General features: G+C 61.2%; 15 protein-coding genes. 10 read left to right on the forward strand and 5 right to left on the reverse strand.

Annotated elements, in window-relative coordinates; all coding sequences use genetic code 11:
• Positions 1-82: 82 nt before the first annotated feature.
• Positions 83-1915: an ABC transporter substrate-binding protein gene (locus DCC25_RS05105; RefSeq protein ID WP_110100853.1), complete on the reverse strand. Its 1833-nt coding sequence runs from the start codon at positions 1913-1915 to the stop codon at positions 83-85.
• 496 nt (positions 1916-2411) lie between these two features.
• Positions 2412-3341 carry a cation diffusion facilitator family transporter gene (locus DCC25_RS05110; protein ID WP_110100854.1) on the reverse strand — a complete coding sequence of 310 codons (930 nt, stop codon included), beginning with the start codon at positions 3339-3341 and terminating at the stop codon, positions 2412-2414.
• A gap of 291 nt (positions 3342-3632) precedes the next feature.
• Between DCC25_RS05110 and DCC25_RS05115 the strand changes: the two genes are divergently transcribed.
• Positions 3633-5735: an alpha/beta fold hydrolase gene (locus DCC25_RS05115; protein WP_233487910.1), complete on the forward strand. Its 2103-nt coding sequence runs from the start codon at positions 3633-3635 to the stop codon at positions 5733-5735.
• On the opposite strand, the gene DCC25_RS05120 is transcribed toward DCC25_RS05115, so the two are convergent.
• The gene (locus DCC25_RS05120) at positions 5712-6011 is read right to left on the reverse strand and encodes an acylphosphatase (protein WP_110099067.1); all 300 of its coding nucleotides are present in this window, start codon (positions 6009-6011) and stop codon (positions 5712-5714) included. The two genes, DCC25_RS05115 and DCC25_RS05120, sit on opposite strands and share 24 nt — an antisense overlap.
• A 238-nt stretch (positions 6012-6249) precedes the next feature.
• Here DCC25_RS05120 and thpD point away from each other — a divergent pair, with 238 nt between their 5' ends.
• From thpD to DCC25_RS05160, 8 genes are all read left to right on the forward strand, one after another.
• Positions 6250-7167 carry an ectoine hydroxylase gene (gene thpD / locus DCC25_RS05125; RefSeq protein ID WP_110100856.1) on the forward strand — a complete coding sequence of 306 codons (918 nt, stop codon included), beginning with the start codon at positions 6250-6252 and terminating at the stop codon, positions 7165-7167.
• Between the two features lie 223 nt (positions 7168-7390).
• Positions 7391-8104, forward strand: a complete 714-nt coding sequence (locus DCC25_RS05130; protein WP_110100857.1) for an NUDIX domain-containing protein — start codon at positions 7391-7393, stop codon at positions 8102-8104.
• Entirely contained in the window at positions 8101-9393 is a 1293-nt protein-coding gene (gene nadA / locus DCC25_RS05135) for a quinolinate synthase NadA (RefSeq protein WP_110100858.1), read from the forward strand. The genes DCC25_RS05130 and nadA overlap by 4 nt, the downstream gene beginning before the upstream one ends.
• A gap of 10 nt (positions 9394-9403) precedes the next feature.
• Positions 9404-10246 (forward strand): carboxylating nicotinate-nucleotide diphosphorylase, encoded by an 843-nt coding sequence (gene nadC / locus DCC25_RS05140; protein ID WP_110100859.1) that lies wholly within the window; start codon positions 9404-9406, stop codon positions 10244-10246.
• Entirely contained in the window at positions 10243-11367 is a 1125-nt protein-coding gene (locus DCC25_RS05145; RefSeq protein ID WP_110100860.1) for a cysteine desulfurase family protein, read from the forward strand. Before nadC ends, DCC25_RS05145 begins: the two co-directional genes overlap by 4 nt.
• Before the next feature lie 246 nt (positions 11368-11613).
• Complete coding sequence (locus tag DCC25_RS05150; protein ID WP_110100861.1) at positions 11614-12210, forward strand: pyridoxal 5'-phosphate synthase; 597 nt, start codon at positions 11614-11616, stop codon at positions 12208-12210.
• Positions 12211-12214: 4 nt separating this feature from the next.
• A complete protein-coding gene (locus DCC25_RS05155; RefSeq protein ID WP_110100862.1) occupies positions 12215-12841 on the forward strand; it encodes a pyroglutamyl-peptidase I in 627 nt (208 codons plus the stop codon).
• 103 nt (positions 12842-12944) lie between these two features.
• Positions 12945-13862: an NADP-dependent oxidoreductase gene (locus DCC25_RS05160; protein WP_110100863.1), complete on the forward strand. Its 918-nt coding sequence runs from the start codon at positions 12945-12947 to the stop codon at positions 13860-13862.
• On the opposite strand, the gene DCC25_RS05165 is transcribed toward DCC25_RS05160, so the two are convergent.
• Both DCC25_RS05165 and DCC25_RS05170 read right to left on the reverse strand, forming a co-directional pair.
• A complete protein-coding gene (locus tag DCC25_RS05165) occupies positions 13859-14224 on the reverse strand; it encodes a nuclear transport factor 2 family protein (protein ID WP_110100864.1) in 366 nt (121 codons plus the stop codon). The genes DCC25_RS05160 and DCC25_RS05165 overlap by 4 nt on opposite strands.
• A gap of 71 nt (positions 14225-14295) precedes the next feature.
• On the reverse strand, positions 14296-14964 hold the full coding sequence (locus DCC25_RS05170) for a response regulator transcription factor (protein ID WP_158524728.1): 669 nt from the start codon (positions 14962-14964) through the stop codon (positions 14296-14298).
• Between the two features lie 131 nt (positions 14965-15095).
• On the opposite strand from DCC25_RS05170, the gene DCC25_RS05175 reads away from it, so the two are divergent.
• Entirely contained in the window at positions 15096-16445 is a 1350-nt protein-coding gene (locus DCC25_RS05175) for a diaminopimelate decarboxylase (RefSeq protein ID WP_158524729.1), read from the forward strand.
• Positions 16446-16496 lie beyond the last annotated feature (51 nt).

Genomic DNA, 16496 nt, shown 5'->3' on the forward strand with positions numbered 1-16496 from the left:
GCCCGACCGACGCTACATCAGCCGGGACCCCGCCGTCTGGGGAAGGGTTTCCCATCAGGGGTGCCTCAGAACTCCACGGTGATTACTCGGAGACCCGCTGCCACTGCTCGATGTTCCAGACCAGCTGGCTTTGAGCCGGGGTCGGACGAACGTTGGCAATGGAGGAGTCCCAGGCGGTAATACCTGGGTGGACATACAGCGGGATTCCGTGCAGGTCCTCCCACAGTCCCTGTTCGAGTGTGATGATTTGCTCCTGGATTTCGTCTTCGTCATCGCTGGTGGCGATGGCCTCGAAGGCATCGGAGACGACATCGTTGTTGTAGTTGTTCCAGTTCTGCGGGCGCGGCTCGTCGTTCTCACGGTCCCAGCCGTAGATGTTCAGACCGGATGCAATCTGACCGGAACCAGACCAGGCAAACAGGGCGACATCCCATTCACCGGCGGCGATATCGATGTCGACGTCTCCGCCATCGACAATCTCGAAGCCAGCCTCATTGCAGGAAGCCTGGATTAACTCGACCGTGTCGTGGCGACGCTCTTGAGCGTTGTGCCCGATGAGGATCTCGGTACCCTCTGCGTCGTGTTCTTGAATGATCTCAGCTGCTGCCTCAACATCGGCGGTGTCGTAACGTCCATCGTAGGTTTCGGCAACAATCTCGTCGTAGTCGGGCTGGAAGTTCAGCACCTCGCGGGCGTTGAGCAACTCAGCGTCCGGGTTCACCGGATGGATCAGGTTCTCCAAGATCTGATCGCGGGGGACACACAGCGCGAAGGCCTCGGCTAGCTCCGGGGTTTCGGCGAAGGGGCTGCCTTCACCATATTGGATGTCCAGGTGCTCCCAGGTGGCCTTATCGCCGATGTGCATGGCGTGTTCGCCCTGCTCGACGAGGTTCTCCAACTCATTACGAGTGTCGACGGTCTCGGTGGGCACGATGGCGTGAAGGTCGCCATTTTGGAGTGCCTGAACGTGGGCGGCATTGTCGACGAACTGGAAGATCAAGGTGGAAACGCCCGGCGGGGTACCCCAGTAGTCCTCATTAGCTTCCAGGGTGACGTACTCTCCATCCTGCCAGTCCGACAAAATGTAAGGACCAGAGGAGGGAATAAGCTCGGCATCAGGCAGGGTTCCGGGGTCGGTATCCCAGATGGTATTCCACGTCTCCGCAATGTCCTCGATCAGATCTTCGTCACCTTCAAGAATGGCCGTGACCAGTTCTTCCTGCGAGATGCCGGTCTCCTCAGCGACAACATGGGAGGGATGGGCAGCCCCGATCATCAGTTCCCAGTCAGCATAGGGACCGTCGGGATACTCCACGGTGAAGGTCTTGGAGTCGTAGGACTCAGCCTGAGGTCCGTCGGGGACGTAGGTACCAAGGTTGGGGGACAGACCATCGAACTGGCCTTCACCCAGGTAGCGCTGGTGAGCCCAGTCGAGCACGTAATCGGCCACTGTCACCGGGGTGCCGTCAGACCATTGAACTTCGTCATTGATGGTGTACTCGACCGTGAAGGGATCTTCATTGATCACTTCATAGGACCCGAACTCCTCGTTCTGGTAGATCTCGAGGTCGGTTCCGACGTAGGAGAAACCGGAGAAGAGCCGATCGACAATCGTGGAGTTGTAGACGTTGTAGTTACTGGGTGTTTGACCGTTATAGCTGTTAAACGGTTGCGGACCCAATGACACACGGATTTCGTCGTTTGCGGTTTCGAAGTCGGCGCCGAGATCGGCCAGACCCCCGTCTTCGGGCTCAACGGTGAACACTTGGCCTTCAGCAATGCCGGGGTCGGCATCACCGTTGGTGCCACCATTACCATTTCCGTTTTCGGTGTCGTCACCGGGGGCGCATGCTGATAGAACCAGTGCACCGGAGGCCAGAACGGCCACGGCGGCGGAGAGTTTGCGCACTTTCATATTGCTCCTCAGTTATAGGTGCGAACAACCGACATAAGGTGGTGTATCTCACATCGATTTCAGGTACCCCTAGGCTACGACAAATGTGCAACTTCCTGTGAATCTCCTGTGAGCCTTTAATCGAATCGTGACGATTCGATTCACTGAGCGTCATCCACACCTGACCTGTGCGGATGAAACCGGCCCGCCAGCCTCACGGATCCCAAAAATACCCCGTTCAACCCGGTATTTTATGGTATTAGTCACAACGGAAGCCCGGAATCACAAGGGTTTCGGCGTCCAGGAAAGTCTCAGAATAATGACAGCCCCATTGAAGGTTCGCGGGTTATTGGAGGTACCGCACAGTGCGACGTGGATGGTCGGTGAATGCCACCTGAATCTTTCAGGAAACGTTTCAGAATGCGAAATATGACATTATGTTACGTACCTCATACTGGCCTGCCTTCTACATCACGCCCACCGAGACCATCGGGCCGTGGGATCTCAGCGCGGGTACTCAGTGGCCCTGCTGTTCAGTGCGGGCTTGGCTGGCCGTTTCGAGTTGGAAGGTGGAATGTTCCACCGGAACATCGAAATGCTCAGCCACACAGGCCCGCAGTTCTGCTAGCTTCTCAGGGGCGCACCCGTTGATGAAGCAGGCTTCGTCGACCACGACATGGGCGGACAGGACAGGTAGCCCGGTAGCGACCGTGGAGGCGTGGAGGTCATGGACCTCCTTGACGTGTTCAACGTTTAACAGGTGAGCCCGGACTTCTTCGAGGTCTAATCCGCGCGGAGCAAATTCCAGAAGGATCCGGCCAGTTTCCCGAAGAAGCAGAAGTGCGCGCGGGATGATCACCGCTGCAATGACCAGGGCCGCCACGGCATCAGCCTGTTGCCACCCGGTCACCCAGATCACTGCAGCTGCCACCATGACACCGATGGACCCCAAAGCATCTGCCAGGACTTCCAGGAATGCTGCCCGGAGGTTGAAATTTGCCCGTCGACCCGAGGACAGCACCCACAGCGAGAGCAGGTTACCGATCAGCCCAATGGCGCCGAAGACGAGCAACTCCACGTGAAGCACCTGGTGCGGAGTGCTGAGGCGCTGAATGCCCTCGATGACGGCATAAATCCCGATAGCCAGCAGTAACGCGGCTTGCACGAGGCCGGCCAGGATCTCGACCCGACGGTATCCCCAGGTCCGTTGTGTGGTCGCGGCTTTGAACATCAGCCCAGCGGCGATCACGGCCACCAGCAGACCAATACTATCAATCAACGAATGCAGCGCATCGGTTAGTAGCGCTAGTGAGCCGGTGACCCACGCCCCGAGGGCTTGGGCTGCGACAATGCTCAGGGTAATGACACAGGCCAGCACGAGCCTGCCTCGATAGGAAGCTCTGGCGACATCTTCGCCAGCATGTCCGTGCGCGTGCCCGAATCCCATAGCCCCAGACTAAGCCTGGACCCGCCAGAAGACAAAAGGTGCGAACCCTACTCAGATTCATTCGCAACCGCAGGCCTCCGACGCCTCACACCCCGAGCTGTCCTGTCGCCATCCGAGAAAGCGCTCCGTCCGTTCGCAAATGTGAGCAGAGATTTTGAGCAGAGGTTGCATGAACGTTCATCCGACTCGGCATCATCCGTCACTATCCTGTAACGTGAGTCACAGATCGGGGTCGAAACTCCGACTACCTCAGATGCCTCAGCACACCATAAGATGAGAAACGAGCCCAGCATGACTGATTCCACGTTCTCCGACCTCGACCATTACGTCGCTCAACCGCGGATAGCCGGGCTGAGCCTGAATCCCGCGGGCACCCGGCTGGTGACCACTGTTCAAACACTCAACCATAAGAAGAATGGTTATGTGGAGTCCCTCTGGGAGGTCGATCCACGTGGTGAACAGCCGGCACGGCGGATAACCCACAGCCCTCAGGGTGAAACCAACCCTGTATTCGCGGCCTCGGGGGATCTGTACTTCACCTCCGCCCGCCCCGACGCCCACGATACGGATCCAGACGAGACCACCGCGCTGTGGCGCCTGCCGGCAACCGGTGGCGAAGCCCACGTGGTCAACCGTCGCCCGGGTGGCGTTAGTACCATACTTGCGGCAGATCAGGCCGATGTCATTGCCGTCACCGCTCCCCTTCTGTCAGGAGCCACCGATGAAACCACCCACCGCAAGCTACACCAGGCCCGCAAGGACGGCTCCGTGCAAGCCATTCTGCACGACTCCTATCCGGTCCGTTACTGGGACCACGATCTCGGTCCCGCCGCACCGAGTCTCTTTCGCCTCGACGCCGACGACGGTGCTGAAGCTGATTCTGATGCTGATACGAGCCAAGCTGAACCGGCCCGGAAGAAGCTGACCAACCTCCTGGAGGGGCTCGATGCCCGATTGGTGGCCGAGGATATCCACCTCAGTCCCGACGGTTCTTTCGCTCTCTTCGGTCTGCGCATCTTGGAGGCTCGCGCCGACACCCGTGTCACCATCGGTTATGTCGATCTCGCCACCGGTGAATGGCAGATTCTTCTTGACGACCCCGATCACAACTACACTCCCGGCGTCATCAGCCCTGACGGACGCCACGCCGTGGTCAGTGTGGCCAATCGTCCTACTCCCGAGCGTGCCATGCGCCCGGTCTTGCATCTCTTGGAGATCAGCACCGGTGAATTAACTGCCCTGACCGACGACACCGATCTCTGGCTGACGGCGACCAGCTGGCTTCCCGACGGCAGCGGTTTCCTCGCCCTAGCCGACCACAACGGCCGTGGCCCCGTCTTCCGTGTGGATCTCGACCATGCCGGAGACACCGTACAGGCCCAGACCGTACAGATCACCCACGATGATGCCACCTACAGCGAAGCCCTGGCCGCCCCTGAGGGCAACCTCGCCTACGGCGTTCGCTCCAGCTACGCTTTCCCGCCCGAGGTGGTGCGGATCGATGTGAGTACCGGAGAAACCACCAGACTGCTCAACCCCACTCCACGTCCCGAACTACCCGGGCGACTCGAGGAGGTCGAGACGACTGCCGAAGACGGTGTACGGATCCGCGGGTGGCTGGCCCTGCCACAGGAGGCCAACCCGGATGCGCCTGCTCCGTTACTGCTGTGGATTCACGGTGGCCCGTTGAGCTCCTGGAACGCCTGGACCTGGCGGTGGAACCCCTGGTTGGCTGTGGCACGAGGTTACGCGGTGCTGTTGCCGGATCCGGCCCTGTCGACCGGCTACGGGCAGGAGTTCATCCAGCGGGGCTGGAACTCCTGGGGAGATAAGCCCTACACCGACCTGATGAGCATCACCGATGCCACCGTAGAGCGCGACGATATCAACGAGTCCCGCACCGCGGCCATGGGCGGTTCTTTCGGGGGATATATGGCCAACTGGGTGGCCGGCCACACCGATCGGTTCAACGCCATCGTCACCCACGCCAGCCTCTGGGCGCTGGACCAGTTCGGCCCCACCACGGATATGTCCCCGTTCTGGCGCCGGCAACTCAATGCGGAAATGGAGGCCACACACTCCCCGCACGCCTATGTGGAGAACATTGTCACCCCGATGCTGGTCATCCACGGCGATCGGGATTACCGAGTCCCCATCGGCGAAGGACTACGCCTCTGGTACGAGTTGCTGGAGAAATCGGGCCTGCCGATGGATGCCGATGGCACCACCGCCCACCGATTCCTCTACTTCCCGGATGAGAATCACTGGATTCTCCAACCCCAGCACGCCAAGATCTGGTACGAAGTGGTTTTCAACTTCCTGGCCAAGCACCTTCTCGGTGAGGGCACCTCGCTCCCGAAAGAGCTGGGACTAACGCCGCACGTGGAATCCTGACTCCGGTAGCTCAGCCAGCTCCCGGTTGCTGGCTTCTCGATCCTGCACCTCGGTGACCTCGGCCCGCTCGGGCCCGGTGTGGCACCAGGCCAGCAAAGAATCCACCTCCGGACCCGAGCCACCGACGACAAGTTCCACCGCACCGTCCTCGGTATTGGCCACCCAGCCCACCAAGCCCAGTTGATCGGCCTGTTGTTTGGCGGAGTTGCGAAAGTTGACGCCCTGGACTGTACCGGTGATCCGAACAAAGTGTCCGGTGCTGAATGAATCTGCCATAGCGCCGAGTCAACCAGAGAAGCCGGAACCTGTGAAGACCCCAGGGGCCACTGCCCTTTCCCGGCTCACCGCGCAGACTCACCGGGAGCTTCAGCCGCGCCCCAACGGTTGCAGTTCTGGCTATCCCTGCTAGGGTCCACGAGTAGTGGCACTATCAGGCGCCTGCCACACTGTGGCCATCATGGCAACATAACTGAACTCCGGACGACCATGGATCAACATGTAGGAAGGAGAGTACATGACCACCATTGACAAGGCTGACACCACTACTGATTTCTATCCGACCCGCACCGGCGAAGAACCCCGGGTCATTCCTCGCCCAGACCGCGTTGTCCAGGGCACCGCAGAACAAGGCCCGCTCGACGAGCAGACCCTGCAGAGCTTCGACGAGAAGGGCTACCTCACCATCGATCAGCTCATCACCCCCGAAGAACTCCAGCAGTTCAAGGATGAGTTGAAGCGACTCGCCGAGGACCCCGAGGTGAAGCAGGACGAACGGACTGTGGTGGAAGCTAAGTCCAATGAGGTCCGTTCCATTTTCGATATTCACCGTAGCAACGAGGTCTTCAAGAAGATCGCCAATGATCCCCGCCTGGTCGACCGCGCCCGGCAAATTCTCGGATCCGATGTCTACATCCACCAATCCCGGATCAATTACAAGCCCGGGTTTGTGGGTAAGGACTTCACCTGGCACTCGGATTTCGAAACCTGGCACGCCGAGGACGGCATGCCCGGACCCCGGGCTGTGTCGATCTCGATCTCGCTGACCGATAACTATTCCTTCAACGGTCCGCTAATGATCATGCCGGGCTCCCACCAGCACTACATCGTCTGCCAGGGCCAGACCCCGGACGATAACTACAAGCAGTCCCTGGTGATGCAGGGTGCCGGCGTTCCCGACCCACAGATTCTGACCGATTTCGCCGATCGATTCGGCATTGACGTGCTGGAAGGCCCCGCTGGTGGAGCGATTATGTTCGACTCCAACTGCATGCACGCCTCCAACGGCAACGTCACTCCCTACTCCCGGTCCAACGTGTTCATCGTCTACAACTCTGTGGAGAACACCCCGGTGGACCCGCCCTATGCGGCACCGCACCTGCGCCCGGACTTCCTGGGCTCCCGGGACTTCACCCCGGCCGGTAGTCAGGCTTGATCCGCGCAGGCTCCTTACGCCTCCTTGCGCTGACAGTGCACGCTGAAGTTGCCCGCTGAGGGAACTGACGAAAAACGAACCACGACGGCGGCTCGTCCTGAGATGACAGGACGGGTCGCCGTCGTGGTTTAACCCATTTCTTAACCCACATCGACTTCAGGTTGAACTGACCTTATGGGCGCGTGTATGGTGTCACTCACCTAACCAGAGGGGGTAAGTCACCATGTCGGACCGTCTTGAATTGGCTGTCTCTACCGTGGTCTTCACGTTGCGTCCGCATCCTGACACCGGGGAACTGACCCTCTGGCTGCCTCTGGTCCGGCGCATCCGCGAACCCTATCAGGGTCGCTGGGCGCTCCCTGGCGGGCCCCTAGCCCCCGAGAAGAGCCTCGTGGAATCGGCCCAGATGACCCTGCAACGCACCACCGGACTGAGCCCGCGCCACCTCGAACAGCTCTACGCGTTCGGTGATGTGGACCGCTCCCACAGCGCTGATGCTCTCAGCCACGCCCGCGTCGTCTCCATTGTCTACTGGGCCTTGGTCGGCCAGGATGAGGACGCCGCCTCTATTGATGGTGACAATGTGGAGTGGTTCCCCGTCGACGAGGTTGCCGACAACGCCGAGCACCTGGCCTTCGACCACGGCGTCATTCTCGACTATGCCTTACATCGGTTGCGCGCTAAGGTCACCTACTCGCCGATCGCTCACGCGTTTCTCCCCGAGGAATTCCCACTGGCCCACTTGCGTCGGGTGTACGAGGCCATCCTCGACCGGGCACTGGACCCCTCTAATTTTCGACGCCAGATTCTGGCCCAGGGCACCGTGGAAGACACCGGACGCCGCCAAACCGGAACCGCCCACCGGCCCCCCAAACTTTATCGTTCCGCGCCGGAACGTTCCCGCTACATACTCACCATTCAGGAGACCGATCAATGACCACACTGTCCATTCATCAGCGAATCAACCTAGCACCGGCCCAAACCTGTCACGATTCCCTGGCAGATGACCCCTGGGCCTTCGACGCCATCCCCGGCTATGGGCCCGGTTCCTCCCAAGACGACAGCGTGCCGGGTTTCGCCCCGACGAATGCCATCGCCCGGCCCGGCCAGCTCCCCGAGGCGTACCGGTCAATGAACGACGAGGAACTCCACCGCCGGATTCGACAGGCCAAGGCCACCCTGGGAGACAAGCTGGTCATCCTCGGCCACTTTTATCAACGCGATGAGGTCGTCCAGCACGCCGACTTTGTCGGAGACTCCTTCCAACTGGCCAACGCCGCCCTCACTCGCCCACAGGCCGAAGCCATCGTCTTCTGCGGAGTTCACTTTATGGCCGAAACCGCAGACATTCTCTCCACCGCCGAACAGAAAGTGATCCTGCCCAATCTCGCTGCCGGGTGTTCCATGGCCGATATGGCCGATGAGGACTCGGTAGAAACCGCCTGGGAGGACATCGCCGCGGTCTATGGTTTCGACCCGGAGAACCCCAAACCCGATGCCAACGGAAAACTGCCGGTCATCCCGGTGACCTACATGAACTCCTCAGCGGCCCTGAAAGCCTTCTGTGGCCGGCACGGAGGCATCGTGTGCACTTCTTCCAACGCCGCCACCGTGTTGGAGTGGGCCTTCGAACGCGCCCACCGGGTATTGTTCTTCCCCGATCAACACCTGGGTCGCAATACTGCCAAAGCGATGGGCATTCCGCTGGAGCAGATGCCGATGTGGAATCCCCGCCAACCGCTGGGTGGCAACACGGCAGAAGACCTCGCACACGCCACCGTGTTGCTCTGGCATGGCTTCTGCTCGGTCCATCGGCGTTTCACCGTCGACCAGATCGACCAAGCACGCGAGGAATACCCCGGGGTGAAGGTCATTGTTCACCCTGAATGCCCCATGCCGGTGGTTGATGCCGCCGACGCGTCCGGCTCCACCGATGCCATCCAGAAATTCGTTGCCGCCAGCCAGCCCGGCGACGTCATCGCAGTGGGCACTGAGATCAATATGGTCAACCGACTGGCCGCTCAATACCCCGACCGCACCATTTTTTGCCTCGACCCAGTGATCTGCCCCTGCTCGACGATGTACCGCATCCATCCTGGCTATCTGGCCTGGGTGCTCGACGACCTGGTGGCCGGCAGGGTCAGCAATCAGATCAGCGTGCCCGAACAGATCGCCGCCCCGGCCAAGGTCGCCTTGGACCGGATGCTAGCCGCTAAGCCGAGGTGAGGTGACAGACATGAACCCCTCACAGATTGACCGGGTGATCCATATCGCGCTGGAGGAGGATGTACCCTTCGGAGACCTCACCACCCAGGCCTTCGTCCCTGCCACAGCACAGATCACCGCCGAGCTGGTCGCCCGTGAGCCCGGGGTCTTCAGTGGCGGGGAGGTCTTCGTCCGGGCTCTGACCGCGCTGAACTCCGAGGTGACCGTGGATCTCACGATCGACGAGGGCGCCGAATTTGACCAGGGCCAGGTGCTGGCCGGGATCTCAGGGCCGGCCCGGCCCATTCTGACCTGCGAGCGCATCGGACTGAACCTGGTGCAACGGATGTGTGGCATTGCGACCACCACCGCCGCCTACGTCGCTGCTGTGGCCGGAACCCGAGCCCGCATTGTCGACACCCGTAAAACCACTCCCGGCTTGCGCGCCTTGGAACGCCATGCGGTGCGGTGCGGAGGAGGCCATAATCACCGCTTCAGCCTCTCCGATGCGGTACTTGCCAAGGATAACCACCTGGCTGTGGTTGCCACAGGGGGCCGGGATCTGGCCAGCGCGATCCGAGACGCCAAAGCCCAAGTGCCACACACCGTGCACCTGGAAGTGGAAGTCGACCGCCTCGACCAGATCCCCTCCGCCCTGCACGGCGGGGCGGATACCATCATGCTGGATAATTTCTCGCTACAGGATCTGCGTCGCGGTGTGGAACTCATCGCTGGACAGGCCCTGGTGGAAGCATCCGGCGGGGTACGACTCGAAACGGTGGGAGACATTGCCGCCACCGGGGTGGACCTGATCAGCGTCGGAGCCTTGACCCACCACATTCGTGCCCTGGACCTCGGACTGGACTTTTCGTGAGTATTTACCTGGACTACGCAGCTAGCGCCCCACCCCGACCAGAGGTCTTGCGGTCGATGTGGCCTTATCTGACCGGCGCCTTTGCTAATCCCGCGGCCCAACACGAACCCGCCGAAGAGGCCCGGGGTGTGCTGGAAGCGGCCCGACAGCGCCTCGCCAACCACCTAGGTGCCCGACCCTCCGAGATCATCTTCACCTCCGGGGGGACCGAATCCGATAACACCGCGGTTAAAGGAATCTCCCTGGCTGCGCCTCGGGGCCGCCACCTGCTGGTCTCGGCCATCGAACACCCCGCCGTGCTGGAATCCGCTATCTGGTTGCAACGGTTCGGTTATCAGCTCGAGCTACTCCCGGTAGATGCCACCGGTCAGGTGCCCCCCGCGGCCCTGGAGGATGCCCTGCGGGAAAACACCACGCTGGTCAGCATCCAATACGCCAATCATGAAGTCGGCACCGTCCAAGACATTCCCGCCCTGGCAGCCGTGGCTGAAAAATACGGGGTTCCCTTCCACACCGACGCCGTTCAAGCCGCCGGAGATCTTCCACTGCAGGTGGATGATCTCGGGGTTCAGGCGATGAGCTTGGCAGGTCATAAACTCGGCACCCCGAAGGGGATCGGGGCACTGTATCTGCGTCGCCGGACCCCCTGCGATCCGCTGATCCACGGTGGCGGTCAGCAACGCGGTCTGCGCTCGGGGACCGAGAACCTCGCTGCAGCCGTGGGAATGGTCACCGGCCTGGAATTGGCCCAGAACGAGTCTGCGGACCTGACCGACCTCCGTGATGCCTTCATCCACCGGGTCGAGGCCGAAATTCCGGGGGCCCAACTCACTGGCCATCGGCACTGCAGGTTACCCGGGCATGCCTCCTTCGTATTTGCCGGCCGGAGCGGGGAGTCGGTGTTACTGGACCTGCAACGCTACGGCATCATGTGTTCCGCGGGATCAGCCTGCGCTGCAGGTAGCCCGGAACCCAGCCCCGCACTGATCGCCATGGGGTATGGAGCTGATCTTGCTCAGACCGCGGTGCGTTTCACGTTCGGCGCGCAGACCACCGCTGCGCAACTAGACCATACTGTCGACCAGCTGGCCAGACTTGTCATACCTGCACCACATCAGTAGCACCTTCGCCCAGGCAATATCGGTTTCTCAGCGGTCTGGACAGTGGCCACGATCATCACCATCCATGCCGACTGACGTATCTTCCGGGCCGTGGCACGAGATCTCCTCCTCGGTCAGTTGACCCGTGGGCCGTCAATGCCTTGGTGCAAGCTACCGTACTCCGTGGTCTCCTCGAGGCCACAGCAGAATGGCCAAGGACCTGGGGCGCCAGCACCGACATTGCACCGACACACTAGGCTGGACGCTATGACCGATGCTGTCCGTGGTTTCCTCAAATCCATCCCGGCCATGACCGGCGTTGCCCCCGACATTGACCCGGAGGCCTTTCCCGATGACCCAGTCACCGCATTTTTGCAGTGGCTTCGCGCAGCTGTCGACGCCGAGGTCCCCGAACCGCACGTGGTGAATTTATCCACCGTCGACGTCGACGGTGTCCCCGACGCCCGCCCGTTGGTGGTCAAAGACGTCGACGAGCGCGGATGGGCCTTCTCTAGCACGAAAAGTAGTCGCAAGGGTTCCCAGCTGACTGACCGTAGCGCGGCGGCGATGACGTTTTGGTGGCCCGCCCAGGTCAGGGCCGTCCGGATCCGTGGCGAGGTGGTCGAGGCCGCCCGGGCCGAAAGTCTGCAGGACCTCAGCTCCCGCGCACCACAGGCCCAGGCCAGTGTGGATTCCGCCGATTGGACGCTGTGGTGGTTGCAACCAGACCGGGTCGAGTTTTGGCAGGGCTCCCCGGATCGGCACCACCACCGCATCATCTACACCCGGGACCAACAGACTGAGCACGGCCAGCAGAGCCAGTCAGCCTGGACCCGGCACGCCCACCGCACCGAGGTGAGCTAACACCATGACCCGAGTGTTAGTTTCCGGATTCGAGCCCTTTGACACCATGACCGATAACCCGTCGTGGGAGGTAGCCCACAAAGTGTCACAGGCCGACATCAGCCCGGAGGTCCACGCCGTTTGCCTTCCGGTAGAGTTCGGCACTGCCGCCCGCCAGTTGCTCGACCAGGTCGACTCGATCCGACCAGATCTGATCATCGCCGTCGGCCTAGCAGCCGGCACCGAAACGATCCGCCTGGAGCGGGTGGGACTCAACCTGCGCGATGCCCGCATCCCGGATAACGCCGGCTTCCAACCGGTGGATCAGCCCATCGATCCCCACGGGCCCGCCGCCGTGTTCTCCACATTGCGGTTGAAAGCCGCTCATTCTCGCATGCGTGCCATCGATCTGCCGGTCCAATTGTCTCTGAGCGCTGGCAGCTTCGTGTGCAATGAGGTGCTCTACTCCTTACTCTCAGCCGTCACGCAGTGGCCCGCCCCGGTTCCAGCCGGATTCGTCCACGTGCCCTATCTTCCTGACCCAACCGTTCCCGCCACCATCGACCAAGCCGTGGTAGCACTACAGATCCTGATCGACGAATCCTTACGCCCGGAACCCGATGAACCCCTGATCGGCGGTGCCCTGTACTAGGAACGCACGAGAAACGCTTCGCACCAGGGGCGTTTCCCGACGTGTGGCGCGCCACCATCCGACAGGCAGGAATATGCCAACGAGGTCGGCTGTTACGCGAAGTATGCGTGCAATGACTTACTTCAAATACGGCGAACCTCATACCCTTGAACTTCACGATGTACCGACCCCCAAAGTCGCGCCCGGTGCCGTGCTAATTCGGGTTCAGCGCGCAGCGGTCAACCCGGTGGACTGGAAGGTGATGAGTGGCGGTCTGGATGCCATGATAGACACCTTCTTCCCGGTGACCCCAGGCTGGGACGTCGCCGGTGTGGTCGAAACAGTCGGCCCCGATACCCCCGAATTCAAACCGGGCGATCGCGTGGCTGCCTACGGTCGCAAAGACTTTATCCAGGGTGGCACCTACGCCGACTATGTGGCCCTGCCGGCAACCTCTGTGGCGCCCATCCCCGACGGGGTGGATCTCGACACTGCCGCCGGCCTTCCTCTAGCCGGACTGACCGCCCTGCGTAGCCTCGACACCATTGCGGTCTCCGGCGACGATACCGTGCTGATCCACGCTGCCTCTGGTGGCGCGGGCCACCTGGCCGCTCAGCTGGCCGTGGAGCGTGGCGCCTCGGTGATCGGCACTGCCTCGGCGGCCAACCATGAACGTCTCCGCGAGCTCGGCGTACAACCGGTCGCTTACGGTGACGGTCTCGAGGACCGCGTCAAAGAACTCGCCCCCGAGGGAGTCACTGCCGTGCTGGACTTCGTCGGTGGCGTGCGCGACGAAACGCTCGCGGTCCTGACCGAGGGTGGCCGGCACGCTTCCACCGCCGACCCATCCGTGGAAGAAGCGGGAGGCCACTGGGTATGGGTCCGTCCCGACGGTGCTCGCCTCCGTGAGCTGTTGGAGAAGGTCGACCAGCAGCGCCTCACCGTCGACATCGACACCACCTACCCGCTGGAACAAGCCGCCGAGGCGATGGAACACAACCAGCGCGGTTCCCGCGGGAAGGTCCTGCTTCACGTCAGCTAAACCGCAGCCCGGTAAAAATATGACGTGCGGTTGGCGATGGTGCCGTCCTCGTTGAACTCCCAGAAATCAGCGAAGCCTTCTTCAGCGGCACGACCGTCTTTGAGCACACCGTTGAACACCCCGCGAGAACTGGCGCGGAGTCCGTCCACCAGCACCTCGGTGACGGTGTGCTCCCCAGACTCAATGACCCGTTCGGTGCGGTAAAACTCGGCGATAGCCGGGCCCACCAACGGATCATAGCCGGGCCGGTGATAGGTCGCATCCGTGGCAAACAGGGCCGCGGTGGCCTCCGGGTCCCCGGCATCCACGGTGCTGTAGTAGCTTCTCACCAGATCTTCGGTGTTCCGTGGTGTGGTAGCCATGCCTGTGGTTGTCCTTTCCCGTTCGCTGTATTTCTTGTCGTACGACTCTTTTCAGCTCGTCCTCAAGCCTCTCACCGGCTGACTCGGTTGCTTTGCACCACCACATCAGCCATCAGCTCTTTCCGATCCCGGTAACCCAGCTTGTGTAGCACCCGGGAGACATGCGATTTCACTGTCGATAACGAGATCACCAACTTCCGGGCGATCTCCTCATTGCCCAGCCGTCTGACCATCAACCCGAGCACTTCGGTTTCTCGTCGAGTCAGTGCGGCCGACTCACACACATCGGTGATGATCTCCGTGAACTGTGCCCCCGCCAGTGGCTCAGTCCACACCCGCTGGCCGGCCAATGTCGCCCGCACGGTATCCACGAGCGCCTGCGGCGACTGATACTTCACCAAATAACTATCGGCCCCACTAAGATAGGCCAGCCCGATCTCCTCGGCCGAAAAATAACTACTAAAAATCAGCACCTTCGTGCCCGGGCGACGTTCCTTGATCCGCTGCGACAGCCCCAACCCGGCCAGCTCCCCGTCTAAACGCATGGGTACAATCACCAAATCTGGGTTTTCCTGGCCGATCATCTTCAGCGCTTCCCGGCTCGAGCTGGCTTGAGCGACCACCTGCAGATCTGGCTCATCGGAGAAAATATGGATCAGCCCGAGTGCGACCACAGGGTGGTCTTCCACCACCATCAGCCGAGCCTGTCTCGATGCCGAATCCATACGATCCTCCGTCACCTCGGGTTCATACCACCTTCACGCAGAGATAAATCATCCTTTAAGGATGATGTATGATCTGTAATTTGTATCATATCCTGCCAACAACTGATGTCTTGATCACTCACCCCGCGGGGAAGGAAAACACCACCATGTCATTACTCGCTCGTGATCGCCACCGGATCATTTCCGAGGCCCGCGACCAGGGCCTACTGGATCCGGATACGGCACCGATCGCAGCGTTTATCGACTGGGACTCGGTGCGCACCGGCGTCGATGAGCTCTTACACGCTTTCCCCACCCATGTGCCGGTTTCTCACTGCTTCGCGGTCAAAGCCAACTCGATTCCCACCGTGGTCTCCGGCCTGGTACAGATGGGGCTGGCCACCGAAGTTGCCTCCGACGGTGAACTGGCCGTGGCACTGTCCACCGGCATCGATCCCGGCCGGATCGTGTTTGATTCCCCGGCCAAAACTCGTCGCGAACTAGCTTCCGCCCTCCAGCTGGGCGTGTCGATCAATATCGACAACTTCCAGGAGTTCGACCGCATCCGCGAGCTGAAAGACCAGATCGAGTCCACCTCCCAGCTGGGCTTCCGCGTTAATCCGCAAATCGGGGCCGGCAGTATCAAAGAGATGAGCACTGCCTCTGATTACTCCAAGTTCGGTGTCGCGCTGAAGACCGGCACCAACCGGCAGGAGCTCATCCAGGCCTATCTCGATCACCCGTGGCTGAACCAGTTGCACTGCCACGTGGGATCTCAGGGCATGTCTTTGGACTCGATGGTTACCGGCGCCAAGTTGCTGAGCGAACTGGCCACCGAGATCAATGAACGGGTCGGTCGCACCCAAGTTCACACCCTCGATATTGGCGGTGGGCTCCCGGTGAACTTCGGTTCCGATGAGCGCACCCCCACCTTCACCGATTACGCACATCTTCTGGCCGAACACGCACCGTTGCTGTTCAGCGGTGAGTTCACCGTCAAGACGGAATTTGGTCGCTCGATTCTGGCCAAGCACGGCTTCATCGCCTCCTTCGTGGAGTACACCAAGGACGCCGGCGATCGCCGGATCGCGATTTCCCACGCCGGAGCTCAGGTCGCTACCCGCACCATTTTCATGCCCGCCGCCTGGCCCTTACGCGTCGAAGTCCTCGACCCCACCGCGGCACCGCGTGATCCAGAGCGCACCCAGCAACACGATGTAGCCGGCCCCTGCTGTTTCTCCGGCGATGTGGTTGCCCACCGCATCCAACTCCCCCGCGTCGAACAGGGCGACATCCTGGTCTTTCCCGATACGGGAGCCTACTACCCCTCCAACCCGTTCAGCTATAACTCCCTGGCCCAACCCGGCGTCTACGGAGTCACCGGCCACGAGACGTTCACGGTCCTGCGGGCACCGCGCGAAGACCCCAGCCTGTTTTCCCCAGACTGGCCCTTGCGTTTGGATCAGGGCGGGACGAACCAACCGATGGCCCACAGCTGGCCGGCGGCACTGCTCTGAGAACTGAAGACCCCTCACACTATTCCGAATTGTCCACTCACCTCACACCAT

It is taken from the genome of Auritidibacter sp. NML120636, from assembly GCF_003185945.1.
Taxonomy (GTDB): Bacteria; Actinomycetota; Actinomycetes; order Actinomycetales; family Micrococcaceae; genus Auritidibacter; species Auritidibacter ignavus.